Genomic DNA, 23,623 nt, shown 5'->3' on the forward strand with positions numbered 1-23,623 from the left:
ACCACAGACTCGAACGAAGATGGAGGACCCGATCCAATAATGGCGGCTATCGAACTGAACGACCTATCGTTCCGGTACCGGAATCAGCGCGGCGAACCGGCGCTTCGCGACGTCTCGCTCACGGTCGAGGAGGGCGAATTCCTCGGCGTCGTCGGCGAGACCGGGGCCGGAAAGACGACGCTCCTCTCGGCGATGTGCGGGGTCATCCCGTTTCACACGTCGGGCGATCGAACGGGGACGGTGCGGGTGAAGGGCAGGGCAGTCGAGGAGTACGACTCGTTGAGTGCCCTGTCGTCCGAGATCTCCATGGTGCTCGACAGCCCGGAGAACCAGCTGTTCAACCTGCACGTGTTCGACGAGGTGATCTGGGGACCGGAGAACATGGGCTTCGACCGCGAGGAGATCATCGAACGCGGCGAACGCGCCCTTCGGTTGTTCGGCCTGGAAGGGTTCGAAGATCGGATCACCTACACCCTGTCGGGCGGCGAGAAGCAGAAGGTCGCGATCGCCTCCATCTACGCGCTCAGTCCGGAGATCATCCTCCTCGACGAGCCGACCAGCCAACTGGACCCTATCGGCACCGAGATGGTGTTCGAAGCCATCGATCAGTTGATCGCTGAGGGCGTCACCATCGTGATGGCCGAGCATAAGATCGAGGAACTGGCCAAGTACGCCGACCGGATCGCGGTTCTCCGTAGCGGTGAACTGACCCACGTCGACGAGACGCGGGCGTTCTTCCTCGATGAGACGGACCACGGCGTTGCCCCACCGCAGGTCACCGAACTCGGTCTCGAACTGTCCCAGAACGGCGTCGACGGGTTCCGCATCCCGCTTACGCTCGACGAGGCCACCGTCGAATACGCCGGCGTGCTCCGCCGGGAGGCCACGCGATGATAGTGGACGGCGCGCGGAATCGGGCGCTCCGGTTCGACGAGGTCGAGTTCAGTTACGTACCCGGAACGAGAGTTCTACACGGGATCGATCTGACCGTCGACGCGGGCGAGTTCGTGACGATTATCGGCCAGAACGGGTCGGGGAAGTCGACGCTCGTCAAGCACATCAACGGGTTACTGACGCCGAACGCGGGCACCGTGGAGGTGACAGACCGCGACGGGACGACCTACTCGACCGCCGAACACCCGATGAACGTGCTCGCTCGGATCGTCGGCTACGTGTTCCAGAACCCGGACGACCAGATCTTCCACACCACGGTCCAGGAAGAGATCGAATACGGACTCAAGAACGTCGGCGTCCCGAAGTCGGAGCGTGTCGATCGCGTCGCGACGGTGCTCGACCGGGTCGGTCTCCCGGTCGACGGGAGCGAGAACCCCTTCAGCTTCAGCAAGGGTCAGCGCCAGCGGCTCGCGATCGCGTCCGTGCTGGCGATGCGTCCGCAGTTGATCTGCGTCGACGAGCCGACGACGGGCCAGGACCGGGCCGAGAGCGTCCGCATCATGGAAATCCTGCGCGATTACAACGAGCGAGGGCACACCGTCGTCGTCATCACGCACGACATCGCACTCGCGGCGGCTTACACGGATCGTGTGATCGCGATAAAGGACGGTCGCATCATCGCCGACGGACCGCCGGAGCGTGTGTTCCTCGACGCGGAGAACTTGGAGCAGACGAACATCCGTCCCCCCCAGATCACGCAGCTCGGACTCGCGCTCGCCGACGAAGCACCGCCGGGCGTGCTGGACGAGATGTGGCTGACGACCGGCGATGCGTTCGAGGACATCACGTCGTTTCTGGGACAGAGCGACCGGGGTGACCGGAGCGATCGGACCGACTCGGCCGACGTGACCGATCCGACGGTCCGAAACGGAACAACCGCGACTGATCGACAGCCGACCGAGCGCGCGGAGACGCGCGACGACTGAACCGACGACGAACACAACCGACGAACGTACACCAGACACGGAGACAATGAACGGAACTACCGACGTAGGAACCGAGGTACCGACTTCAGATAAGACGATCGCGGAAGGCACCGCACCAGGGCCACTCCCGGACAACCTCTACGGTCAGCTCCCGGACTGGGAGTTCAAGTTATGGCCCAGTTCGACCACGGTGATCATGGCGTCGCTGTTCCTGGCGCTCGGGTTCACCGTGAACATGCAGATCACGGAACGCATCGACACGGCGATGTGGGGAGGCATCTCCCCCCTGTGGGGACTGTTCTTCTTCTCGCTGTGGAACATGCCCGGGGCGATCTTCTTCGGTCTACCGGGGGCGCTCATCGTGGCCAACATCAACCCGATCGTCGCCAACCTGACCGCAACGAACCCGCTCGCGCCGACATTCTTCGCGACGAACACGCTGTACGCCGTCCCGATGGCACTGTGGGCGTGGTACTTCAAGCGTCCCGGGGAGGGACTCACCTTCACCCAGATATCGATCGCACACTTCCTGTCGATCCCACTCGCGGTCGTGCCGCTCGCGTTCATCTGGCTGTTCGTGCTGAACTTCACGATCGAGGTGATCGCGTTCTGGTTCGTCGCGTCCGCCGTGTTCGGCTGGGCCGGTATCTTCGTCTCGTACCCATTCGCGAAGAAGCTACTCGAATCCGGCGTCGTCCAGCGGTAGCGCGATGAAGTCACTGTTCCAATTTTCGGGCGGCGATTCGTTCCTCCATCGACTCGATCCACGTCCGAAATTCCTCCTGGTGCTCGCGGTGCTAGCGTACGTGCTGTTGTTCGAGCGACCGGTCTATATGCTCGCGGCATTCCTGATCGTCATCGGTATTATCTGGGCGTTCGGCCGTATCTCACCGCTGGCGTACGGGAAGCTATTGCTCCTGTTCACGCCGCTCATCGCGGCCGTCGCGCTGATCCAGGGGCTGACGCAGCACCCGCCAGACGCGACGACCGTGATCGGGATCGGCCCGGTCGGCCTCTCCGACGTCGGACTACTCCTCGGCGCGAGCATCGGCATGCGACTCGCCACGATGGGTCTGACGTTCATGATGTTCTCGATGACGACGACGCCAAAGGACGTCGGCCTCGCGATACACAAGATCGGCGTTCCATTCCGGTACGCATACCTGGCGACGTTCGGTCTGCGGTTCCTCCCGATGATGCAGGAGGACCTCCAGACGATACAGAACGCCCGGGCCGTCAGAGGGGACGTGGACGTGGGATCGCGAAACCCCTTACGGCGGTTGAAGAGCCTCCCGATGTCGTTCTTCCCGCTCGCGGCGAACTCGCTCAGGCAGAGCAGCGAGACGGCGAAGGCCCTCGAACTTCGGGGGTACGGTTCCTCCGAGCGACGAACGACAGTGTTCGACCTCTCGTTGACCGGCCGGGACTACGCGACAACGGGTGTCGCAGTCATCGTCATCGCGGCGGTCGTGTACGCCCGCGTCGTCCTCGGCCTGGGCGGACTCGGGTAATGGCTCCCCGGATCCGAACGCGGATAACGGAGACGGCAGCATGTAGCGAACGACGAACAGAACGGAAGCAGTAGACATGACGAACGAAATCGTGATACGAAAGGACCGGCTCTGGGATTCGATTCAGGCACTCGGTGAGATCGGGGAGGTCGACGGAGCGATGATGCGCGTGACGGGGAGCGACGCGGACAGGCGCGCGCGAGATCGGGTGGTCGGGTGGTTCGAGGCGGCGGACATGGACGTGGCCGTCGACGCGGTCGGAAACATCGTGGCACGCCGGGTGGGACGCGTCGACGCCCCGCCGGTCGTCACGGGGTCACACATCGATACGGTACCAGCGGGCGGGAAGTTCGACGGGACGGTCGGCGTACTCGGCCCATTGGAGATCGTGCGAGCGTGGAACGCGGCCAATGTCGAGACCGACCGACCGCTCCACGTAGTCGTCTTCACGGAGGAAGAGGGGACGAGATTCGGCACCGGCCTCCTGGGCAGTCTCGTCGCCACTGAACGGCTCCAGGCCGATAAGGCGCTGGCACTCGAGGACGAGGACGGAGTCACGCTCGCGGAAGCGTTGCGGTCGATCGGGTACGACGGGACAGCGGAGCTCGGGTTGGCCGATGCCGCCGCCTTCATCGAGATGCACGTCGAACAGGGCCCGATTCTCGATCGCAGCGATACTGCCGTGGGAATCGTGGAGACCGTTGCGGGCATCACCCACCACCGGGTGACCTTCGAGGGTGAGGCCGATCACGCCGGCAACACGCCGATGGCGATGCGCCGGGACGCGTACGTTGGGGCCGCCGAGTTCGCCCTCGAACTGGAACGGACCGCGCGCCGACACGCCGAAACGTCGAACACCGTCGGCACCGTTGGCAAGTCGAAGGTCACACCGAACGGGACGAACGTGATCCCAGGCCGTGTCGAACTCGGAGTCGACATCCGAGATACGGACGACGAACACCTCCACGAGACGGTTTCCTCGGCCAGGGAACACGCCCGGGCGATCGCGTCGAAACGGGAGTTGAGCCATCAGTGGCAATCGCTCTTGGAGGTCACCCCTACGGAATTGTCGCCGGACATCAGCAACCGACTCGTCGAAGCAGTGCAGAACTGTGGACACACGTACCGACGGATGCTATCGGGCGCGGGGCACGACGCGATGAACGTCGCCGCCGTCGCTCCTGCCGGCATGCTGTTCGTTCCGAGTAGAGACGGCATCAGCCACAGCCCCGAGGAGTACACGTCGCCCGAGGACGTCTACATGGGAACTCGGGTCCTCGAGGCGGCGTTGCGCGAGTTGACGAGGAGCGGGTAACTGTCGGCGGTCGCCCGCGGCGGCGGATCGGTGGACGCTACGGAACGAGTACGATTTTCCCGGCGAAGCTATCCTCGACGACGGCGCGCTGGGCCTCGGCACCGTCGTCGAGATCGTACGTCCGAGCGATGTTGACGGTCAATCGATCGGCGTCGAGGAGGCGAGCGAGTCGCTCGAGCACCTCATCGATGTTCGGTTCGTTGAACATGTCCATCGGCTGGATAGTGAGATCCTTTCCGATGGCTGCGGTGAGGTCCTGGATAACGGGTGAGTCGTAGTTACCGCCGATCGCGACGACCGTTCCCCCGTACGCGGAGACGTCGATGTCGAACTGCATGTACTCGCCGAGCATGTGATCGAGGACGACGTCGACGCCGCGCTCGGACGACTCGATCACTGCGTCCTGAAGGCCTCTCTGATCGTACTCTAGTACGACGTCGGCACCTAGACGCTCGACTATCGGCCTGTAATCGTCTGACGTGGTGGCTATGACGGTCGCACCGATGGTGGCAGCGAGCTGGACGGCGATGTGGCCGACCCCGCCACTTCCCCCGTGGATCAGGCAGGTCTGCCCAGGTTCGAGTTCACCGAAGTGAAAGAGTGCGCGCCACGCAGTGATGCCGACGAGACCGAGACCTGCTCCGATTTCGAACGATACTCCGTCAGGGAGTCGGGCCAGGCGGTCCTCGCGAGCGACGACGAACTCGGCGTAGGTCCCCTGACGGTCGCCACGAGCGCCGCTGACGTTCAGGTGTGGGATCGTCCCGAAGACTCGATCGCCGACATCGAATCGGGTGACGCGCTCACCGACCATTTCGACGACACCTGCCACGTCGGATCCGGGGATGAGCGGGAGTTCATCCCCCCAGAGCCCCTGCCGCCGCAACGTGTCGCACGGATTGACGCCGATGGCACGAGTCTCGACGAGTACTTCGTCGGCATCCGGCGTGAGCTGCTCTACATCTTCGAGTTCGAGGACGCTCGGGTCACCAAACTCGTGGTACCGAATGGCACGCATATGTGTAGACAGACGGCGAACGGACTTAGCGTTACGTGTCCAGAGGTCGCGGTGAATACGGACGACCCTCCGTTCGATCAGAGACTCCCGCTCGTCGCCGGAGATATCCGTTCGATAATATCGAACGGTCGTCTCTGCGGGATCGGGCGTATTCCCTCGAGAGAAGCCGATTCGTAACAGGACGCTGTCGCGATAGGACGGGAACAACTAATACACAGTGGGCACGAGTGGGTTTACCATGGAAACGAAGCGCACCATCAAGTCGGTCGAAACGATGTTCGATATACTCGAACTTCTACGAACTCAGAACGGCGCTCGACTGACCGACGTCGCAGACGAGTTAGGGATGGCGAAAAGTACCGTTCATCAGTACCTTACCACACTCGAGGTACGCGAGTTCGTGGTCAGGGAGGGGGACGAGTACCACGTCGGGTTGCGATTTCTGGATTACGGGGAGTTCGCGCGAAGTCGCAACCCGGTCTACGACCTGGCGAAAGAATCGGTGAGAGAGCTCGCCGAGCTGACCGAGGAGCGGGCGCAGTTCGTCATTGAGGAGCACGGGAGGGGCGTGTACGTCTACATGGCGGTCGGCGATCGAGCGGTCAAAACCGACTCTCGTATCGGCAAGCGGGTGTTCCTTCACGCCACTGCCGCCGGGAAAGCGATCCTCGCTCATCTTCCGGACCGACGGATCCGTGAGGTGTTCGACGCCCCCGGCTTGGAACCCGTAACGGAACACACGGTCGTCGACCCTGACGAACTCCGCGAGGAACTCGAGGAGATCCGCGACCGCGGTGTCGCCTACAACAATCAAGAGGACACGTTGCGACTGCGCGCGGTCGGTGTTCCGGTGATGGATGCGGACGGAACCGTTCTCGGGGCACTGAGCGTGTCCGGACCCACACACCGGTTCAAGGGTGAGGTTCTCGAGCGGGAGATCCCCGATCTCCTGCTCGGCATAGCCAACGAACTCGAACTCAACATCGAGTACATGTGAGGTGAACCCGCACCGTACGTGATAGAGGTTTTCATTATCTTACCACGCTACGGGAGTCTTCCGATTGATGGGTGCGGCAAATTCGCACGATTCGGCTCGTACTGTACCTGCTCGGTCGTCCTCGGACTGCGTTATCGCCCGATAAATGTAGTACATTTCAGAACAGATTGCAAAGATTTATTTCGACAATATCGAACTCCTATTTCTATTCCATTCGAATACCCGCCTCGCCTCGCCGACGGCCCGGACGATCTCCTCGCGTCTCCGCCGATAAGTTATCCCTCGTAAGACTATCCGTCGTTCCGTCGCCAGACTGACGATCGCGACCATCTCTGTGAAGGCGCTGTAATCGGTACTGTAGAGCATTGACGGTCGGATACGGTAAGACAGTCGCCCCCATCTAACGGATGGAATAACATTAGTATAGATGTTACGCAAATTCGTTCCCGTCTGGTTTCTATGGGGGCAGGTAGAATAGCTTGTCGTAGACAAAAGACGCTGTATCTGTGACGTTACGTGTTTCGGGTGAATCCTGGCCAGAGCGCCGTCGTGGGGCTGGTGTCGTCCGGCGTCCATCTACTCACACGTGCCGGTTCGGCTACCTGCTCGGCACCGGAGGGATGGGGTTCAAACAGCCCGGGATCTGCGTTGTGGGCAGTGGCGCACAGGCAGTAATCACGCTCTTCTACCCTCTCACCAGCCCCGGACCACGCCGGTTACCAGCGGCATTTCGCGTTAGAAGTCGTTGCTCTATCTATGAAACCGCTCGATCGAGCAACCACGCGCTCGAGGCCATGGGCAGAGACATCGCATGTGACCACAAATAAACCTAGATAACGGTGGTGTTTCAACATATGTCCAATCATATTAGGGATTGGATTGATTATTAACCACGGTAGATCACATGGCGTCGGGCGATCTCGCGTATACGAAGAGAGGGTGAATCGATATGGCCCTCCTCTGCGCGCCGGTGAGCCCTCCTACAATGCCACTTGTCAGCCTCGTATCGATCTTTCGTCTCCCAGATCCGGTCGTAATTCCTGTAGTAGCTCATCGGTTTACCGCTCCGTTAAAACAGCGTATTCATCTACTCACCGAGCAATTAGTAATAAGTTTACTACTGGCTTTGTACGCTCACGTGGCGCAGTGGGAAGATCCCTGGGGGCCACGAACCTCGAAGAGCGTCGCATGGCTTCGCCCGTATACGAACCACATCGGTAGAGCGAACGCTCATCGTTTCACTGAGGTCGCTTGACCACGATGCATCTTCGAGGACTCCATACCGTGTTGCCACACACTCACGGCGATACGGAATCGGCTCGCACAGCGTGAAAATACTGCTGTCTGAGTAGTGGCTCCAGATGTATCCGTGTTCTCGCCTGGAAGGACGAGTCGACTGGCAGCGCGGAACGAGTTCGCTCGAACCAACCCGGGGCTGATAATGCTACTTGTCGTAGGTGACGATCGGGTCGAGTTCCGCCGAATCAGGGTTCTCGAACGCCGCTCGCGCGATGGTGCGTTTGTGGACCTCGTCGGCCCCGTCGACGATGCGGAACTGTCGGACGGTCTCGTAGAAATCGGCGATCGGGAGGTCTCTCGTCATCCCGTTGGCCCCGCAGAACTGGAGCGCGTCGTCGATGGCGGCCTGCGTGACGTTCGCCGCGAACACCTTCGCCATCGACACCTCGATGCGTGCCTCGTGTCCGGCGGCGATACGGTCGGCGGCGGTCCGAACGAGCGAGCGGGCGGCTCCGATCTGCGCGTAGTGTTGGGCGATCCGATGGCGCGGGTCCTGCTTGTCCGCCAGCGACGACCCAAATCCCTCCCGTTCGGAGAGGTAGGCGACCGTGATGTCCAGCGCCCGCTCGGCCATTCCCGAAAAGCGCATGCAGTGGGTCAAGCGGGCCGGACCGAGTCGTTCCTGAACGTGTTTGAACCCCATCCCCTCGGTGCCGAGCAGGTGTTCCTCGGGCACGCGTACGTCGTTGTACTTGATCTCGGCGTGACCCTTTCCGACGAGTTCGCTGCCGAGGTGGGGGATGTTGCGCACGATTTCGACGCCATTGGCCTCTGCGGGAACGATGAACACCGAACAGGCCTCGTAGGGATGGGCGTCCAGGTCCGTCCGGGCGAACACCAGCAGGAAGTCGGCTCGGAGACCCTGCGTGGTGTACCACTTGTGGCCGTCGATGACCCACTCGTCGCCGTCCCGCTCGGCAGTCGTCCGTATCATCTTCGGGTCCGAGCCTGCGCCCTGCATCGGTTCGGTCATCGAGAAGGCAGACTTGACATTACCCGCGACCAGTGGGTCGAGGTACTGCTCTTTCTGGAGGTCGTTCCCCTGTAGTTCCAGCAGGTGCATGTTCCCCTCGTCTGGGGCGTCGATCTGCATCGCCACCGGTCCGAGCAGCGACCGGCCGGCCTGCTCGAAGACGGGGAGCGCGTCGCGGAAGTCGACCCCCATTCCGCCGTGTTCCTCGCCGATCTGCGGGCAGTAGACGCCGTACTCGCGGGCCGCCTCACGGAGGTCGGTGACCGTCCCCTCGGAGATCGTCGTCCCGCCCGTGAGTTCGCGCTCTCTCGGGAGGACTACCTCCTCCATTAACGCCTCCGCTCGCTCCGTTAGATCCCGCGCTTCCCTCGAATCGTTAAACGATATCACATCTCACGATTCAGGCACGTGGATAGTAAAGCCTACCGATACCTCGCTCAGGGAGGTCGACGTAGCACCGGACCCAGTTAAACGAGACGAAATGCCGACGCGCGTTGGCATTTCGGCGAGGACTCATCCTCCACCGATGATCTGCATCAGTTCCTCGTCCTCCTCGATCGAGCCCGGATCGTCCGTCTCGGCGATGATCTCGCCTCGTTCGATGACGTACAGCCGATCGACGACGCCCTGGACGTGGCTCAACTGAGATTCGGCGACGAACACCGACGCGCCGAGTTCGCTTCGAATGAGCCCGATGCTCTCGCGCAGGTCCTTCTTGATGCTGGGTGCGAGGCCCTCGAACGGCTCGTCGAGGAGCACGAGATCGGGCTGGGAGACGAGGGCGCGCGAGACCGCGACCATCTGCTGTTGACCGCCGGAGAGCTTCCCCGCGTCCCGGTCGAGGAACGCCTCCATCGCGGGAAAGACGTCGAGGACCATCGCGAGACGCTCGCCGGTGTCGATGTCGGACTCGTCGTCCGACCCCCACAGCGCCATCTCGATGTTCTCGCGGGCCGTCAGCTTCGAGATCAACTGTCGATCCTCCGGCGCGAACCCGATCCCGAGTCGCTTCCGTCTGTACGTCTCGTAGGTGGTGATGTCCTCGCCGCGGAACGTGACCGACCCGTGGTCGAGATCCCGGAGCCCCATCACCGTCCTGAACGTCGACGTCTTGCCCGCGCCGTTCCGTCCGACGATGGCGACGCTCTCCGCCTCGTCCACGTCGACGTGGACGTTTCGAAGGACCGAAACGTCCTCGATCGTCGCCTCGATGTCGTCGAGTTCGAGCAGCATCATTCCTCACCTCGGATTCGACGCTTCACCGTGGAGTCTTTGAGGACCTCCTCCGGCGTGCCGTCGACGAGCTTCCGTCCCTGGTCCATCGCGAGTACTCGTTCGGCGTACTGGGCGATGAGTTCCATGTCGTGTTCGATGAACAGAACTGCCGAGTCGGTCGTCTCGAAGTACTCCTGCAGCCGGTTCATGATCTCGTGTTTGTTGTCGGTGGCGACCCCGCTGGTCGGCTCGTCGAGGATGAGCAGCTTCGGCCGCATCGCGACGCTCATGCAGACGTCGAGGATCTTCTTGTCACCGTGGGGGATCGTCTCCGCCTTCGAGTTCCGGCGGTCGGCGAGGCCGAACCGCTCGAGCAACTCGATCGCCTCCGCCCGGCTCTCGTCCTCCCAGAGGAGCACGGAGAACATGGAGTTGTTCCGTCGCTCGCGAGAGAGTACCGCAGAACGAACGTTCTCTACCAGCGTTAGGTCGTTACACACCTGAGGGAGCTGGAACGACCGGACGAGTCCGCGCCTCGCGCGGTCGTGGACTGGGGCGTCGCCGAGCGTCTCGCCGGCGAAGATCACCTCGCCGTCCGTCGCTTCGAGAACGCCGGTAAGCAGGTTCACGAACGTCGTCTTCCCGGCCCCGTTCGGGCCGATGATACCGACGATCTCGCCGCGCCGTATCTCGAAATCCATCTGGTCGACGGCCGTGAGTTCACCGAACTTCTTGGTCAGTCCCCGCGTCTCGAGGACCGTCATTCTCGTTTCCTCCCTTCCATCAGTTCGCTCGCTTTCCGTCGAATCCGTCCAGTGATTCCCGCCACTCCGCCCGGTTCGAACACGATGATGAGAAACAGGATCAGTCCCATTACGAAGTGCCAGTACTCGGTGAACTGCTGGGCCTCCGAACGGATGAGGATGAACGCTCCCGCGCCCGCGATCGGCCCGAAGAACGACCCGATGCCGCCGAGGACAGCCATGAATGCCAGCTCGCCGGACTGGGACCAGTGGAGTACCGACCCCGGCGTGATGTGTCCATTGAGGAAGGCGTACATCGCACCGCCGACCCCGGTAAAGATACCCGAGACGATCGTCGCGTACCAACGGTACCGCACGACCGGAATCCCGATGGCACGGGCTCGGTCGGGACTGTCCCGAATCGTCTTGAGCGTCAGCCCGAACGGGGAGTTCATGAACACCCACATCAGCGCTATCGAGGCCAGAAACGACAGCAGGACGACGTAGTAGAGGACGCCCTGGAGGTAGCCGCTGTACCCCCAGACCGCGACGTAGTCGATACCGGCGACGGTCGGCGATGCGATCGGAACCCCGTCCGTCCCGCCGGTGTAGGTGTACAGTTTCACCGTAACGACGTACAGGAGGAAGCTCAGCGCGAGCATCAGCAGCGCGTAGTACACCTCGGTGTGCCTGACCGAGATGTACCCGATGACGACCGCCAACACGGCCGCCGCGAGGATTCCGATCGGGAGCAACACGAACAGTTCGCGAATCTCCGTGTACCGGAGAACCAGACCGATCGCGTACGCCGACCCGCCGAAGAATGCAGCGTGACCGAACGACAGCAGTCCGGTGTAGCCGAGGAGTACGTTGAACGCGACCGCGGCGATCGCGAACGCGAGTATCTGCGCCGTCAGGAAGACCTCGAACTGTCCCGTGACAGGGAGGTACGGCAGTACCAAAGCGAGCGCGACGAGGCAGGCGGTCACGAGGCCGAAGGGGGTCGTGAACCCGTCTCGAACGACGCCCGCGATTCCGGTGTCGGTGTCCTGGCTCATGCTTTGATGTCTCCGTACAGACCGGTCGGTTTGATCAACATCACGGCGGCCATCAGCAGGAACACGATCGCCAGCGCCAGTTGCGGAACGTAGTAGGTACCGAACGCCCGCATGAAGCCGATGAGCAGGGACGCCGCGATCGCCCCTTTCAGACTACCGAGTCCACCGATGACCAGCACCGCGAACGCCAGGATGACGAACTGGAGCGAGAGTCCGGTAGTCATGGACGCGTTCGGCAGGTACAGCGCGCCGCCCAGCCCCGCCAGCGCGACGCCGATGACGTACACCTTGAGGTGGACCGACCGCGTGTCGATGCCGGTGACCCCCACGATCTCGGCGTCTTCGGCCATCGCCAGCGTGATCTTGCCCAGGCGCGTCTCCTCGAAGAAGTAATAGAGGGTGACGGCTACCACGGCGGTTACGGCCGTCGCGAAGATCGGCCACAGCGGATAGGTGAAGCCGAACAGCGTGACGCCGCCGAGGAGGTCAGACGGTGCCGTCGCGCTCACCGGCTGACCGCCCCAGACGAACTTCATCCCGTCTTCCAGCATCAGGATGACGCCGAACGTCGCCAGCAGCTGGTAGTCGTCCTCGAGACCGTATATCGGCCTGAACATCGTCCGTTCCATCGTGAGTCCGACGATCGAGACGATCGCCGGAACAACGACGAGTAACCCGACGAGGAGTGCGACGAGCAGCACGCCACCGCCGACGGATCCGCCGAGCGCGCCGACGATTCGCGTGATGATCGTCGCGGACACGTAGGCACCGAGGACCAGAAACGCGGCGTGGGCGAGGTTCAGGAAGTTGAGCATCCCGTAGATTATCGAGAGACCGGTTCCGAGCAGGAACAGCACCGCCGCTAGGAACAGCGCGTTCAGGACGATCGGCAGCTGCTGTGTGAGTAGTTCGGTGACCATCGCCGGATCAGATGCTGTTGAGCCACTCGCCGGTCGTCTTGTTGACGGGCGGGTTCACCTCCTCCTTGGCGATCCAGACGGGATCTCGCAGCGAGATGTTCTCACCGCCGGTGTCCGAGAACCCCCAGAACGACGGTTCGACCGCGTTGTGACTCCCTCTGGGAACGCTGAGGAAGCCGCTGGCCGTGTCGAAGCCGATGCCTTCCATCGACTGGACCCACGCGTCCTTGTCGGGATACTCCCCGCTGAGCTTGTAGGCCCGCTCGACGGAGTGGACGTACGCGTACAGCGCCTGCCAGGCGTGAAAGGCACCGTGTGCGTACGGCGACGCGTTGTACCGTTTCTCGAAGCTGGCGACGAACTCCTCGTGGAGGGAGTTCCACCCCAGAATACCGTACGGGAAGTGTGGACCACGGGCCCCGAAGAGGAGGCCGTCCGGGACCTGATCCGGCGCGTCGGCGAAGATGTGCGTTCCGCCGCTGAAACAGGGGAGCGTGTCGTCGAACAGGCCTCGGCCGTTGGCCTGCGTTATGAAGTTCACCAGGTCACCCCCCCAGAGGCTGGAGAAGAGGAAGTCGGGGTTGCTGTCGTTGAGGGCAGTGATCGTCGAACTGAAGTCCTCGTTAGGGAATGGTGTGAACCGCGACTCGACGACCTTGACGTCGATGCTGAACGCCTCGATGGCCTTCGTGAACAGGTTCCAGTTGTTCCGGCCGTAGGCGTAGTCCTGGTTGACGCCGGCGACGGTCTTGACGTCTGGGAGCGCGTTCTTCAGGACTAACGCCGCGCCGACGGCGTCGGTCGAACTGCTCGCACACGTCCGGAACACGTACTTCGGGTCGGTGACTGCGCTGTCGAACAACTCCGTCGTCCCCGTGTCCCAGATGATCGTCGGCTGGCCGAGTTCTTCGGCGATCGGTCCCACCGTGAGGGCGTTCGCACTGGAGATGAACCCGACGATGACGTCATAGTTCTCCTGGGTGGCCAGTCGACGGTACAGTTGCGCGACGTTCTCGTTGTTCTCGTCGTGCTCGTCCATCTCGATCTTCTGCTTACCGAGGATCCCGCCGTTGCCGTTGATCTTGTCGACGATCATACGCGCCGCCTGCATCATCGGCTTGCCGAAGACGGCCGCCGGCCCGGAGGTGAATCCTACGCACGCCATCCGTAGCGGTTCGCTGGGTATCTCACCGCCGCCGCCGCCTCCACCGTCACCGCCCGTGTCTCCCGCCGGGTTGGAACAGCCCGCCATCGACGCTGCGATCGTCGCGGCACCGGCCCCCTTCAGGAACGTCCGTCGGTCGACGGGAGGGTCGAGAGGAGGGATTCCCCGCTTCACTATGTCGCCATCCGGCTTGAGCGATGGTCGCATAAAACATGGCTATGGTAGTATCGTTAATAAATGTTCCTTATGCTGAATTTACACGATCCGTGACAGCTCGATGAACCGAGCGTCAGCCGAATTCTATCGCCGAGCGGCCGGCTCGTGGACGGATGACGACGGTTCGTAGGGTGTCGGCGTCATCCCATCGTTCTCTCCCGCTCCTCGAGTGACGTCCGACGAACTTTCCCAGAGGTCGTCTTCGGGAGTTCGTCAATGAACTCGATGGCACGGGGGTACTCGTACTCGGCGAGACGATTCCGTACGTCCCGTCTGAGCCTCGCTTTGATGTCCTCGCTCGGTTCGTATCCCTCCGCGAGGACGACGAACGCCTTCGGCACCTCCCCGCGCTCGTCGTCGGGGATCCCGATGACGCCCGCGGCGGCGACCGCATCGTGAGTCGCCAGCGCCTCCTCGATCTCGACGGGACCGATGCGGTAGCCCGCACTGATGATGACCGTGTCCTTTCGGCTGTGAAACTCCACGTACCCCTCTTCGTCCATCGTACCGAGGTCTTCGGTGAGTAGCCATCCGTTTCGGACTTTTGTCGCCGTCTTCTCCGGCTTGTTCCAATACTCCTTGAAGCACACCGGGTTTCCCTCGTAGCGAACCGCGATCTCTCCGGTCTCGCCGGGGGCGACGGTCGGTTCCGCCGTCTGCGGATCGACGATCTCGAGGTCGTGACCCGGCGCTCGCCGGCCGATTTTCCCCTCACTGGATTCGACGAGCTTCGTGCAGTCTCCCGCGACCATGTTCGCTTCCGTCTGTCCGTACGCCTCGTGGACGACCGCACCCCCGAAGACGTCCTCGGCCCAGTCGACGATGCTCTGACCGAGTGACTCGCCACCGCTGGGGATACACCGGACACTGGAGACGTTCCACCGATCGGGGGCCTCCAGTTGCTCCATCATCCGCAGCGCCGTCGGTGGCGCGAAGTAATTCGTCACGTCGTACCGCTCGATGATCTCCATCGCCGTCTCCGGATCGAATTTCTCGTCGGCCGTGTAGGCGACGACGGGCTGACCGTAGAACAGCCCGGGGAAGACGACGTCGAACAGCGTCGCGACCCACGCCCACTCCGACGGCGTCCAGAACACGTCGCTATCGTGCAGTTCCAGATTACAGAATCCAGTGATGAACAGCGGGAGGGTCCCGAACAGGACCCGGTGGGCGTGCAGGACGCCTTTCGGGTCGCCGGTCGTCCCAGACGTGTAGATGATGATCGCGTCGTCCTCCGCGTCGGTCTGGACAGTCTCGAACGTCGAGGCGTGTGATCCAACCACGTCGTCGAAGGTCGCTTCGTCGCCCTCTGACGTGACGTCGCCGACGGCTACGATGGTTTCCAGCGACGGAACGTTATCGACGACTGTCCGAAGCGTGTCGACGTTGGACTCGTCCACGACGCACGCGCGTGCGCTCGCGTCGTCGAGCCGATACTCGAGAGCGTCGGTTCCGAACAGCGTACTCAGTGGGACGGAGACGGCCCCCACCTTCCAGGCAGCGACGTGCGCGACGACCGTTTCAGGACGCTGACGCGTGTTTATCCCGACACGGTCACCGCGTTCGACCCCTTGGTCCCGGAGGTAATTCGCGACCGCGTTGGCCGTCTCGCGGAGTTCCGAGAACGTATATGTCTCCTGCCCTCCGGCCCCATCGTCGGCGTAGAGCGCGACGCGGTCGCCGTCCTCGGTCGCCCAGCGGTCGCAGACGTACGTCGCCATGTTGAACGACGCCGGGACCTCCCACTCGAAGGCGTCGAGCAACTCGTCGTACGAGTCCCACTCCCGCTCGTAGAAGTGGTACGCGTCGATTCGAGATCGTTCCGGCATGCGTTAGCCAATGACGATCCGGATTATACAACTTCCGGTGACGCTTCCGCGGTACCGACGACGACCGTCGCCGACGTCACGGCGTAAGTATAAGTACCTGACCGGGTATTCTCGTTCAGAGGGTCATGCGAGCATCAGTCATACCCGAGACTGGCGGACCGGAGGTCGTGACGGTGAAGGACGTTCCAGTTCCCGACGTCGGTGACGACGACGTCCTGGTCGAGGTGAAGGCCAGCGCCGTCAATCACACCGATATCTGGATACGCCGCGGCTACGAGGGCGACCCGCCGATCGTCACCGGGATCGACGTCGCAGGTGAGATTGCCGAGGTCGGTGCGGACGTCGACGACTTCGCGCCCGGCGATCGCGTGGTACTGTACTGGAACACGACGTACTGCGGCGAGTGCGAGTTCTGCAACGACGGCGAGACGACGATGTGTCGCGACTACGGCGGCCTGGGCGTCAAACGCGACGGGGGGCACGCCGAGTACGTCGCCGTCGAGGCGAAGCACGCGGTTGAACTCCCCGACGGCGTCTCGTTCGAGAAGGCCGCCGCGGCCCCCTCGAACTTCGGGACCGCGTGGCGCGGGCTGCTCACCCGGGCCGGCGTCGGCCCGAGCGACGAGGTGCTCGTCCTCGGCGCGAGCGGTGGCGTCGGCCACGGGGCCGTCCAGATCGCTGCACACGCCGGGGCGACGGTCTACGCCGCCAGTTCCTCGGAGGAGAAGGCCGAACGGCTCCGCGATCTCGGTGCGGAGTACGTTATCGACTATACCGAGACGGACATCGACGACGCGATCGCGGACCTCACCGGTCGCCGCGGCGTCGACGTCGTCTTCGAGTCGGTCGGCGGCGAGACCTACGAACGGGCGGTGCGAAGCCTCGCCCGTGGCGGCCGACTGGTTACCATCGGCGCGACGACCGGCGACGCCGATCAGGCGATGCTCCCGCACGTGTTCTGGAAACAGCTCGAAGTAATCGGCGCGACCGGTGCGACGATGGGCGAGTTCGAGGATATGCTTGAGGCGTTCTTCGACGGCGACGTCGAACCGATCGTCGACTCGGTCATCTCGCTCGACGAGATACCGGCGGCCCACGAGCGACTGTCGAGAGGCGACGGATTCGGAACGATCGTCGTGAGGCCGTAGTCGATGCCGAATCGGACGCTAGACCGACTGGTTGATCGCGTCGGCGACACCGTCGAGTCGGTCGATGGACTGACGGTCGAGGCCGGTAAGGTCGCCGAGTTCGCGGCCGCGGTCGGCGACGATGATCCCGCGTTCCGCGACCCAGATGCCGCGACCGGCCGCGGGTTCGACCGGCGACCCGCACCGCCCACGTTCACCCGGTCGGCGATGTTCCCGCGATACCGTCCCGACGGCGTCGGTCGCCTCGGGTTCGACCTCGGGTTCGACATCCGGTACGAACTCCACGGCGAGCAGGCCTATGAGTTCGCGCGACCGGTGTTCGTCGGCGACACGCTGTCGGGGACGACGACGTTGACCGACGCGTACGAACGCGAGGGACGACAGGGCGGGACCATGACCTTCGCCGTCCTGGAGACCGAGTACGTCGACGAGAGCGGGGCGTTGGTCGTCACGGAGCGGGAGACGCTCATCGAAACGGACGGACCGGTGGTGGAGAACGATCACACGCGCGAACCGATCGAGCGGGACGCGACACCAGACGGGGCGAGCGTCCGGCAACCGGACCTCGGATTCAAACCGGTCGTATCGGTCGACGACGTCGAGGTCGGTGACGCCGGCCCGACGGTCATCGTGGAGGAACTGGTTCCTCAGGACTTCGTCCGGTACGCCGGGGCGAGCGGCGACTTCAACCCCATCCACTATGACGAACGGTACACGCGCACGCTCGGGAACCGGAGCGTGTTCGGCCAGGGGATGCTCGTGGCCGGCTACGCCGGTCACCTCGTCACCGACTGGTTCGGGGTCGCCGCGATCCGACGGTTCCGGACCCGGTTCACCGCCCGCGTCTGGCCGGGCGACACGCTGACCGTAAGCGGGGAAGTGACCGGCGTGGACGCGCCCGAGGTGACCGCTGAACTCACCGCGACCCGCCAGACGGGGCAGACGGTCCTGGTCGGAGACGTCACGGCGGCGATTCCGCCGACGGATCGCACGTGATGGCGCAGGTGTCGAGCCCCAAGCGTCGCTACGGTCGCACCCCACATAGTTTAGTGGACGGGGGGAGAGTCGGAGAGCAGACGTACGAGCATGTATCGAGTTACCTCACGGCAATCTGTACGTTCGTTCGACGGGATCGACCATGAGTGACGAGTACCTGGACAGGATCGTCGACGAGGCGGCCCTGTCCGAGTACCTGGATTCGGAACTCGGCTCCGAGACGCTATTTCAGGTGACTCGTCACCGGGCCGGCCACTCGAACGAGACACTGTTCGTCACGTGGGGCGAGCGCGAACTCGTCCTCCGTCGGCCGCCCCCTGGAGCGACGGCCGACACGGCCCACGACGTACTCCGTGAGTACCGGGTGGTAGATGCGCTCCAGGAGACCGACGTTCGCGTGCCGCGGACCGTACTCGGTTGCGACGATCACGACGTCATCGGGTGCGACTTCTACCTCATGGAGCGGGAACGGGGCGACGTTCTCCGGGAGGACGAGCCTCCTCGGTTCGCGACGCCGGATCACCGACGCCGTGTCGGGGAGGAACTCGTCGACCGGCTGGCGGAGGTCCACGCCGTCGACTACGAGGCGGTCGGGCTCGGCGACTTCGGGCGGCCCGAGACCTACATAGAACGGCAGGTCGACCGGTGGCACCGGCAGTTCGACTGGGCCTTCGACGTCACGGCGTCCGAGCGGGGCGTGCCGACGATTGAGGAGGTGGGGAGCTGGCTCGACGACAACGTCCCGGAGTCGTCACCGAACGCGCTCGTCCACGGGGACTACAAGCTCGACAACGTGCTGTTCGGGCTGGGCGTGCCGCCGAACATCGCCGGCATCTTCGACTGGGAACTCAGTACGCTCGGGGATCCGCGGTTCGACCTCGGCTGGTTGCTCACTTACTGGCGGGATCCAGGCGACTCCGAGGCGGCCATCCCGGAACTGATCCCGACGTTCACTGATCGGGACGGCTACCCGACCAAGGGGGACCTCGTCGAGCGATACGAGGACGCTACGGGAACCACGTTCGAGAACGGCCGTTTCTACCGCGTCCTCTCGGTATACAAGCTCACGGCGCTCTGCGAGATGTTCTTCCGCCGCCACCTGGAGGGGAACGCGGACAACCCGATGTACCCGAAGATGCGCGAGCGTGTCCCCGCGATGGCCGACTGGGCGATGCGGATCGCCGAGGGCGACGAGCCGATCTAGCGGTTCAGGTCGTACCCCCGCTCCCGATCCCAGACGTCCGCGGCTTCGGTGTCGAGAAGCTGATCTTTCCGAACCTTTCCCGCCGGGGACCGCGGCAGGTTCTCCCGGATCTCGACGTACCGGGGGAGCTTGTGGTACGTCAACTGCTTCTCGCAGTGCTCGCTGACGTCGATCGGACTCAGCCGCGCTCCCTCCTCCGGAACGACGACCGCTTTGATCGCCTCGTCGTCGTTCCCCGTCGCCACGCCGAAGACCGCCGACTCCCGGACTGCCGGATGGGTGTCGATGACGGTCTCGATCTCGAGCGAGGAGATGCGACCGGCGACGCGGCCGAGGTGGATGGTGTTCGTCTTGCTCGCGACGAAGTAGAGGTAGCCGTCCTCGTCGACGTAGCCGACGTCGTTCGTGTGGATCCACTGGTTCCGGCAGACCTCGACCGTCAGTTCGTCGTCCCCGTCGAACCCCCGTAACATGGTGTTCGGGGTAGTTGGACGGATGAGGATCTCGCCCGTCTGTCCCGTGGGGACTTCCCAGTCGTCCTCGTCGACGATCTTGATCTCCGCGTAGGACACTGGTTTACCGACGCTCCCCAGTCGCCGGTCGCCCGGTCGGTTCGACGTAGCTAGGGTCGAACTCGGCGTGATACCGTAGGCTTCGAGAACCGTCACGTCGAACCGCCGCTCGAAGTTCGCGATCATCGTCTCGTCGCTCCCGAAGCCGAACCCGTGACCGACGGCGTGCGTCACCGGGGTCTCATCGTCGCGCTCGTGCTCCTCTCGGTTGTACAAGACGGACAGCATCCGACCCAGGTAGAGGAACACGGTCGCGTCGTACTTCCGGGTCCACTCCCAGAACCGCTCGCCGTCGAACTGCTTCTGGAAGGCGAACGTAGCGCCACTGATCAGCGCTCCGGTGACGCCCATCTGCATCGGATAGCTACTGTAGAACGGAAGCGTCGTGAAGATACAGTCGTCGCGAGCGAGATCGAGGAGATCACGGCACGATTCCCTCCCGGTGTTGATGTAGGAGTAATGGGGAAGTGTGACGCCCTGCGGGTGCGTCCGCCGGTACCGCTGTACGTAGATGACCGAACAGGTATCCGACCCCCCGACGTCTACGTCGGGTGGCGCAGAACCGTCGCCCGAGAGCAACAGATCGAAATCGCGGTAGGGTTGGTCGGGATCCCCCTCTCCGGCAAAGAACTCGGTGCTGATCGTGGTCGTATCGCCTCTGACGTCCCGGTACGCCGACTCGGTGTCGGCGTCGAGAATCACTACATCGGCGTCGGTCGCCGAGAGGACGTACTCGAGCGTCTCTCCGGTGAACCGGGTGTCGATGGGGGCGGCGACGGCCCCGATCTTCGCGAGCGCGAAGACGGCGTACAGGTACTCCGGACGGTTGTACATGTAGAGACAGACCGCGTCTCCGGCGGTAACGCCGCTCGAGAGCAGTCGGTTTGCGATCGCGTTCGCTCGTGAGTCGATCTCTTCGTAGGAGAATTCCGTGTCCTGGTACCGGAAGAACGTCTCGTCGCCGTGCTCTGCTGCGCGTCGCTCCAGGAGTTCGCCGAGCGTCCGGACCGAATCCGATACGGCGGCCATCTCACTTCCCCTCGTTTTGAAGCCGTTGCTCGAGGTCGCCGACCGTCTCGACGAGCCTCTCGCCGAGGTTCTCCGGGTGGTTTCCCGCGAAGTTACGTGAATGACCGAAGACGCCGATCGCGTGGCGTCTGTCGTCCGCGTCGCGGAATCCGACGCCGACCGAGAGGATACCGAGTACCGCCTCCCCCTCGCTGACTGCGAAGCCGCGTTCGCGAACCGCCTCAAGTTCGACGAGGAGATCCCCGACGTCGGTCGTCGTCCGTCGCGTCTGCCCCGGGAGGCCATGGTGGTCGGCGACCCGTTCGACGTACTCGTCGGACGCACCGGCGAGAATCGCCTTCCCCAGCGCGTGCGTGTGGAGGTACGAACGCTTTCCGACGCGCCCGTACGTGGTGGTCGCGCCCTCCGGAGTCGCGTTCTCGATGAAGTATCCACGACCGAGTTCTTCGGTGACCCACCACGTCGACTGCGCTAACTCGTCTGCAACGGCCTGCACCGTCCCGACGACCGATCGCTTGATGCCGGTCATGTTCTTCGCCGCCGTTCCGTGGGTCAGAAAGCGGAGCCCGAGTCGATAGGTCCCGCCGTCGTTCACGAGGTACCCCTCCATCTCGAGCGTGGCCAGGTAGTTGTGAACCGAACTCTTCGATAGATCCAACTCTTCGGTCAGTTGCGCAGGTGTCGCACCGCCGAGTGCCTGCAGTCGGTTGATCAATTCAAACGCCGTCCGAACCGACTTGACCTGCCGTGATGGGGTGTTCGCGAGCATTGCACGATACATCGAGGCAGCGTATATATCACTTTTTCTAATCGTAAATAGATCTAGATAAGATGGGGGTATGAGCAGACAAATTAATCCACATATAGTAATAAGTTTCACTTCACGGTGTCTCACTGGAACGTGTATCGATCTGAAAACACAGTGCTCTTACTACGGGGCCCGTCCCACGACCGTTCGTCAGATCGTCTACTAATAGTGGATACGTCTGATATCGTACTGTATATAGTATCCGCATACACTGGACTCGGTTAATCTCTTCTCCGTCATTATTCGCGCGCCCTTTGACGGACGTATCGATCCATACAGGGCCTATACCGTGCGCATAACACACGTATTTTTGTTAGATCAATTCGCTCGGGCCGCAGCTCAGCGGTATATACAGTAACCATGACAAACCTTCGGCTGAGATAGTCAAGGAGTACAACTACTGCTGGGAAATCGGAAGCGGCTACCAGTCAATCTAGCGGTTCATAGCCCCCACAACCTCGAAGCACTTTGGGTTTCGATCTTCTATTTCGCCTGCGCCTGTCTGCTGTACTTGATCTGGCGAGCCGTCGATTTACCCGTGCAGGTAGAACAGACCGCCGAGTACAAGCATCCTCCGATCGTGACGACCGACAACACATTGACGTTGCTGAAGAAGGAGGCCGGGATCAGATAGCGAGAGTCTCAACCCGAGATAGCGTGATTTTCTGATTGGCAACGCTATTGGGGTCCTCAGAGAATCACTGACCTAGTCGTTAGCGCGAGACAGGAAGAAGCGAATGAGAGGTAATCTGGAGCCGTTCCCGCTCACTGATTCGCCCCAGACCGCACATCACAGCCCCGCTACACCCGCTGTAGCCGAAACTTCCGCAACTGACAGTTCTGGACGAAGCAAGACCGACAGGCCATCCTCCGCTACGTCGACCAGCAAGTAGACACCGTCCTCGACGAAGGCGACGACCCGTTCCCGGCGTTCCGCGACCGCGTGATCGTCTACGTTCTCGCCCTCTTGGGCGTCCGCGGCGCTGAAGTGTTCCGCGACCCCGCCGCCGACCGCCGCGAGGGGCTGCGCCACCAATCGGTCGAGACGACCCACCAGGCGTATCACGACGTCCAAGCGGAGGAGACCGCCCGTCCCGTCGACGACATCCTGAACAGTGAATAGCGACACACCGCGTTTCCGCTGTATTTGGGAAAGCGGAAATCCTTCGAGCTGGTATCAAGAGTGTGCCTTATACACCAATCTCGTGATCAGAGAAAACAGGAACCAATTATCAATCTCCATTTCGTAGACGGAAGCTACCGCTTGTACTGCGGTATAAACCGTATAAAGCTATACTATTCACCAACACCTCGTCAGAGGAGGGAGGCTCAATCACCATAAGCTGTCGTGGGAAGCTAAACTCGATGGTACGCAGCTGATTGGAGATGCACCTAACGAATCGACGAATGGGCTCATAGCCGTCTCTTTGTAGAGGTCAGCAAGATCATACGTGATGGGACGATCCTTCTCGGAATTCGTAGTCAGTTTGAACCACACCAAGTGGGAAGAGGTATTCAGAAGATAGTTACTTTCGAGGAGAAAGATCGACTGTCGTTGCCCTAATTTGCCCACCCTACAGCGAGAGGGCCATGTACCTCGTTGATTAGCCCAGAGATTAAAACAGATATCTGTTACAGATAGCTGTAACAGGAGTCAATAACAGATATTTCGCATCGATTAAAAATTCCGCATGCAATCAGTGCTGGGTTATGATTTTGAACCTCCT

At 62.3% G+C, this 23,623-nt stretch carries 20 protein-coding genes and 1 pseudogene; 10 read left to right on the forward strand and 11 right to left on the reverse strand.

Going from position 1 to position 23,623, the window contains the following annotated elements:
• Nucleotides 1-39 precede the first annotated feature (39 nt).
• From NKI68_RS00565 to NKI68_RS00585, 5 genes are all read left to right on the forward strand, one after another.
• Nucleotides 40-894, forward strand: a complete 855-nt coding sequence (locus NKI68_RS00565) for an energy-coupling factor ABC transporter ATP-binding protein (protein ID WP_254544747.1) — start codon at nucleotides 40-42, stop codon at nucleotides 892-894.
• Nucleotides 891-1,880, forward strand: coding sequence for an energy-coupling factor ABC transporter ATP-binding protein (locus NKI68_RS00570; RefSeq protein ID WP_254544748.1), 990 nt, complete (start codon nucleotides 891-893; stop codon nucleotides 1,878-1,880). The genes NKI68_RS00565 and NKI68_RS00570 overlap by 4 nt, the downstream gene beginning before the upstream one ends.
• Nucleotides 1,881-2,076: 196 nt before the next feature.
• Nucleotides 2,077-2,586: a hypothetical protein gene (locus NKI68_RS00575; RefSeq protein ID WP_254544749.1), complete on the forward strand. Its 510-nt coding sequence runs from the start codon at nucleotides 2,077-2,079 to the stop codon at nucleotides 2,584-2,586.
• Nucleotides 2,587-2,590: 4 nt separating this feature from the next.
• Nucleotides 2,591-3,391 (forward strand): energy-coupling factor transporter transmembrane component T family protein, encoded by an 801-nt coding sequence (locus NKI68_RS00580; protein WP_254544750.1) that lies wholly within the window; start codon nucleotides 2,591-2,593, stop codon nucleotides 3,389-3,391.
• 76 nt (nucleotides 3,392-3,467) lie between these two features.
• Nucleotides 3,468-4,706: a Zn-dependent hydrolase gene (locus NKI68_RS00585; RefSeq protein ID WP_254544751.1), complete on the forward strand. Its 1,239-nt coding sequence runs from the start codon at nucleotides 3,468-3,470 to the stop codon at nucleotides 4,704-4,706.
• 37 nt (nucleotides 4,707-4,743) lie between these two features.
• On the opposite strand, the gene NKI68_RS00590 is transcribed toward NKI68_RS00585, so the two are convergent.
• A complete protein-coding gene (locus tag NKI68_RS00590; RefSeq protein ID WP_254544752.1) occupies nucleotides 4,744-5,724 on the reverse strand; it encodes a quinone oxidoreductase family protein in 981 nt (326 codons plus the stop codon).
• A 238-nt stretch (nucleotides 5,725-5,962) separates the two neighbouring features.
• Here NKI68_RS00590 and NKI68_RS00595 point away from each other — a divergent pair, with 238 nt between their 5' ends.
• A complete protein-coding gene (locus NKI68_RS00595; RefSeq protein ID WP_254544753.1) occupies nucleotides 5,963-6,721 on the forward strand; it encodes an IclR family transcriptional regulator in 759 nt (252 codons plus the stop codon).
• Between the two features lie 1,444 nt (nucleotides 6,722-8,165).
• On the opposite strand, the gene NKI68_RS00600 is transcribed toward NKI68_RS00595, so the two are convergent.
• The 7 genes from NKI68_RS00600 to NKI68_RS00630 form a co-directional block, all read right to left on the reverse strand.
• Nucleotides 8,166-9,383, reverse strand: coding sequence for an acyl-CoA dehydrogenase family protein (locus tag NKI68_RS00600; RefSeq protein ID WP_254544754.1), 1,218 nt, complete (start codon nucleotides 9,381-9,383; stop codon nucleotides 8,166-8,168).
• Nucleotides 9,384-9,506: 123 nt separating this feature from the next.
• Entirely contained in the window at nucleotides 9,507-10,226 is a 720-nt protein-coding gene (locus NKI68_RS00605; protein WP_254544755.1) for an ABC transporter ATP-binding protein, read from the reverse strand.
• Nucleotides 10,226-10,972, reverse strand: coding sequence for an ABC transporter ATP-binding protein (locus tag NKI68_RS00610; RefSeq protein WP_254544756.1), 747 nt, complete (start codon nucleotides 10,970-10,972; stop codon nucleotides 10,226-10,228). Before NKI68_RS00610 ends, NKI68_RS00605 begins: the two co-directional genes overlap by 1 nt.
• On the reverse strand, nucleotides 10,969-12,009 hold the full coding sequence (locus NKI68_RS00615) for a branched-chain amino acid ABC transporter permease (RefSeq protein ID WP_254544757.1): 1,041 nt from the start codon (nucleotides 12,007-12,009) through the stop codon (nucleotides 10,969-10,971). The genes NKI68_RS00610 and NKI68_RS00615 overlap by 4 nt, the downstream gene beginning before the upstream one ends.
• Complete coding sequence (locus tag NKI68_RS00620) at nucleotides 12,006-12,929, reverse strand: branched-chain amino acid ABC transporter permease (RefSeq protein ID WP_254544758.1); 924 nt, start codon at nucleotides 12,927-12,929, stop codon at nucleotides 12,006-12,008. The genes NKI68_RS00615 and NKI68_RS00620 overlap by 4 nt, the downstream gene beginning before the upstream one ends.
• A gap of 7 nt (nucleotides 12,930-12,936) precedes the next feature.
• Complete coding sequence (locus tag NKI68_RS00625; protein WP_254544759.1) at nucleotides 12,937-14,301, reverse strand: ABC transporter substrate-binding protein; 1,365 nt, start codon at nucleotides 14,299-14,301, stop codon at nucleotides 12,937-12,939.
• A 149-nt stretch (nucleotides 14,302-14,450) separates the two neighbouring features.
• Nucleotides 14,451-16,139 (reverse strand): acetate--CoA ligase, encoded by a 1,689-nt coding sequence (locus NKI68_RS00630; protein ID WP_254544760.1) that lies wholly within the window; start codon nucleotides 16,137-16,139, stop codon nucleotides 14,451-14,453.
• A 173-nt stretch (nucleotides 16,140-16,312) separates the two neighbouring features.
• On the opposite strand from NKI68_RS00630, the gene NKI68_RS00635 reads away from it, so the two are divergent.
• The 3 genes from NKI68_RS00635 (at nucleotide 16,313) to NKI68_RS00645 (ending at nucleotide 19,487) form a co-directional block, all read left to right on the forward strand.
• On the forward strand, nucleotides 16,313-17,287 hold the full coding sequence (locus NKI68_RS00635; protein WP_254544761.1) for a zinc-binding dehydrogenase: 975 nt from the start codon (nucleotides 16,313-16,315) through the stop codon (nucleotides 17,285-17,287).
• 3 nt (nucleotides 17,288-17,290) lie between these two features.
• Complete coding sequence (locus tag NKI68_RS00640) at nucleotides 17,291-18,283, forward strand: FAS1-like dehydratase domain-containing protein (RefSeq protein ID WP_254544762.1); 993 nt, start codon at nucleotides 17,291-17,293, stop codon at nucleotides 18,281-18,283.
• Between the two features lie 142 nt (nucleotides 18,284-18,425).
• Nucleotides 18,426-19,487: a phosphotransferase family protein gene (locus NKI68_RS00645; RefSeq protein ID WP_254544763.1), complete on the forward strand. Its 1,062-nt coding sequence runs from the start codon at nucleotides 18,426-18,428 to the stop codon at nucleotides 19,485-19,487.
• On the opposite strand, the gene NKI68_RS00650 is transcribed toward NKI68_RS00645, so the two are convergent.
• Together NKI68_RS00650 and NKI68_RS00655 are read right to left on the reverse strand one after the other, a co-directional pair.
• Nucleotides 19,484-21,088, reverse strand: coding sequence for a class I adenylate-forming enzyme family protein (locus tag NKI68_RS00650; protein ID WP_254544764.1), 1,605 nt, complete (start codon nucleotides 21,086-21,088; stop codon nucleotides 19,484-19,486). The two genes, NKI68_RS00645 and NKI68_RS00650, sit on opposite strands and share 4 nt — an antisense overlap.
• A gap of 1 nt (nucleotide 21,089) precedes the next feature.
• Nucleotides 21,090-21,857 carry an IclR family transcriptional regulator gene (locus NKI68_RS00655; protein ID WP_254544765.1) on the reverse strand — a complete coding sequence of 256 codons (768 nt, stop codon included), beginning with the start codon at nucleotides 21,855-21,857 and terminating at the stop codon, nucleotides 21,090-21,092.
• A 428-nt stretch (nucleotides 21,858-22,285) separates the two neighbouring features.
• On the opposite strand from NKI68_RS00655, the pseudogene NKI68_RS00660 reads away from it, so the two are divergent.
• Nucleotides 22,286-22,530 (forward strand): annotated as a pseudogene (locus tag NKI68_RS00660) (transposase); the annotation flags it as partial.
• A gap of 156 nt (nucleotides 22,531-22,686) precedes the next feature.
• Here the strand turns inward: NKI68_RS00660 and NKI68_RS00665 are convergent.
• On the reverse strand, nucleotides 22,687-23,025 hold the full coding sequence (locus NKI68_RS00665) for a hypothetical protein (protein WP_254544766.1): 339 nt from the start codon (nucleotides 23,023-23,025) through the stop codon (nucleotides 22,687-22,689).
• Nucleotides 23,026-23,623 lie beyond the last annotated feature (598 nt).

Origin of the sequence: Halomarina pelagica (assembly GCF_024228315.1) — an archaeon.
In the GTDB taxonomy this organism is placed as follows: domain Archaea; phylum Halobacteriota; class Halobacteria; order Halobacteriales; family Haloarculaceae; genus Halomarina; species Halomarina pelagica.

What these genes read in the sequence shown, in the direction of transcription:
- NKI68_RS00565 (WP_254544747.1), top strand. Translation starts at nt 40, where the DNA reads ATGGCGGCTATCGAACTGAACGACCTATCGTTCCGGTACCGGAATCAG.
- NKI68_RS00570 (WP_254544748.1), top strand. Translation starts at nt 891, where the DNA reads ATGATAGTGGACGGCGCGCGGAATCGGGCGCTCCGGTTCGACGAGGTC.
- NKI68_RS00575 (WP_254544749.1), top strand. Translation starts at nt 2,077, where the DNA reads ATGGCGTCGCTGTTCCTGGCGCTCGGGTTCACCGTGAACATGCAGATC.
- NKI68_RS00580 (WP_254544750.1), top strand. Translation starts at nt 2,591, where the DNA reads ATGAAGTCACTGTTCCAATTTTCGGGCGGCGATTCGTTCCTCCATCGA.
- NKI68_RS00585 (WP_254544751.1), top strand. Translation starts at nt 3,468, where the DNA reads ATGACGAACGAAATCGTGATACGAAAGGACCGGCTCTGGGATTCGATT.
- NKI68_RS00590 (WP_254544752.1), bottom strand. Translation starts at nt 5,724, where the DNA reads ATGCGTGCCATTCGGTACCACGAGTTTGGTGACCCGAGCGTCCTCGAA.
- NKI68_RS00595 (WP_254544753.1), top strand. Translation starts at nt 5,963, where the DNA reads ATGGAAACGAAGCGCACCATCAAGTCGGTCGAAACGATGTTCGATATA.
- NKI68_RS00605 (WP_254544755.1), bottom strand. Translation starts at nt 10,226, where the DNA reads ATGCTGCTCGAACTCGACGACATCGAGGCGACGATCGAGGACGTTTCG.
- NKI68_RS00610 (WP_254544756.1), bottom strand. Translation starts at nt 10,972, where the DNA reads ATGACGGTCCTCGAGACGCGGGGACTGACCAAGAAGTTCGGTGAACTC.
- NKI68_RS00615 (WP_254544757.1), bottom strand. Translation starts at nt 12,009, where the DNA reads ATGAGCCAGGACACCGACACCGGAATCGCGGGCGTCGTTCGAGACGGG.
- NKI68_RS00620 (WP_254544758.1), bottom strand. Translation starts at nt 12,929, where the DNA reads ATGGTCACCGAACTACTCACACAGCAGCTGCCGATCGTCCTGAACGCG.
- NKI68_RS00625 (WP_254544759.1), bottom strand. Translation starts at nt 14,301, where the DNA reads ATGCGACCATCGCTCAAGCCGGATGGCGACATAGTGAAGCGGGGAATC.
- NKI68_RS00630 (WP_254544760.1), bottom strand. Translation starts at nt 16,139, where the DNA reads ATGCCGGAACGATCTCGAATCGACGCGTACCACTTCTACGAGCGGGAG.
- NKI68_RS00640 (WP_254544762.1), top strand. Translation starts at nt 17,291, where the DNA reads ATGCCGAATCGGACGCTAGACCGACTGGTTGATCGCGTCGGCGACACC.
- NKI68_RS00645 (WP_254544763.1), top strand. Translation starts at nt 18,426, where the DNA reads ATGAGTGACGAGTACCTGGACAGGATCGTCGACGAGGCGGCCCTGTCC.
- NKI68_RS00650 (WP_254544764.1), bottom strand. Translation starts at nt 21,088, where the DNA reads ATGGCCGCCGTATCGGATTCGGTCCGGACGCTCGGCGAACTCCTGGAG.
- NKI68_RS00655 (WP_254544765.1), bottom strand. Translation starts at nt 21,857, where the DNA reads ATGCTCGCGAACACCCCATCACGGCAGGTCAAGTCGGTTCGGACGGCG.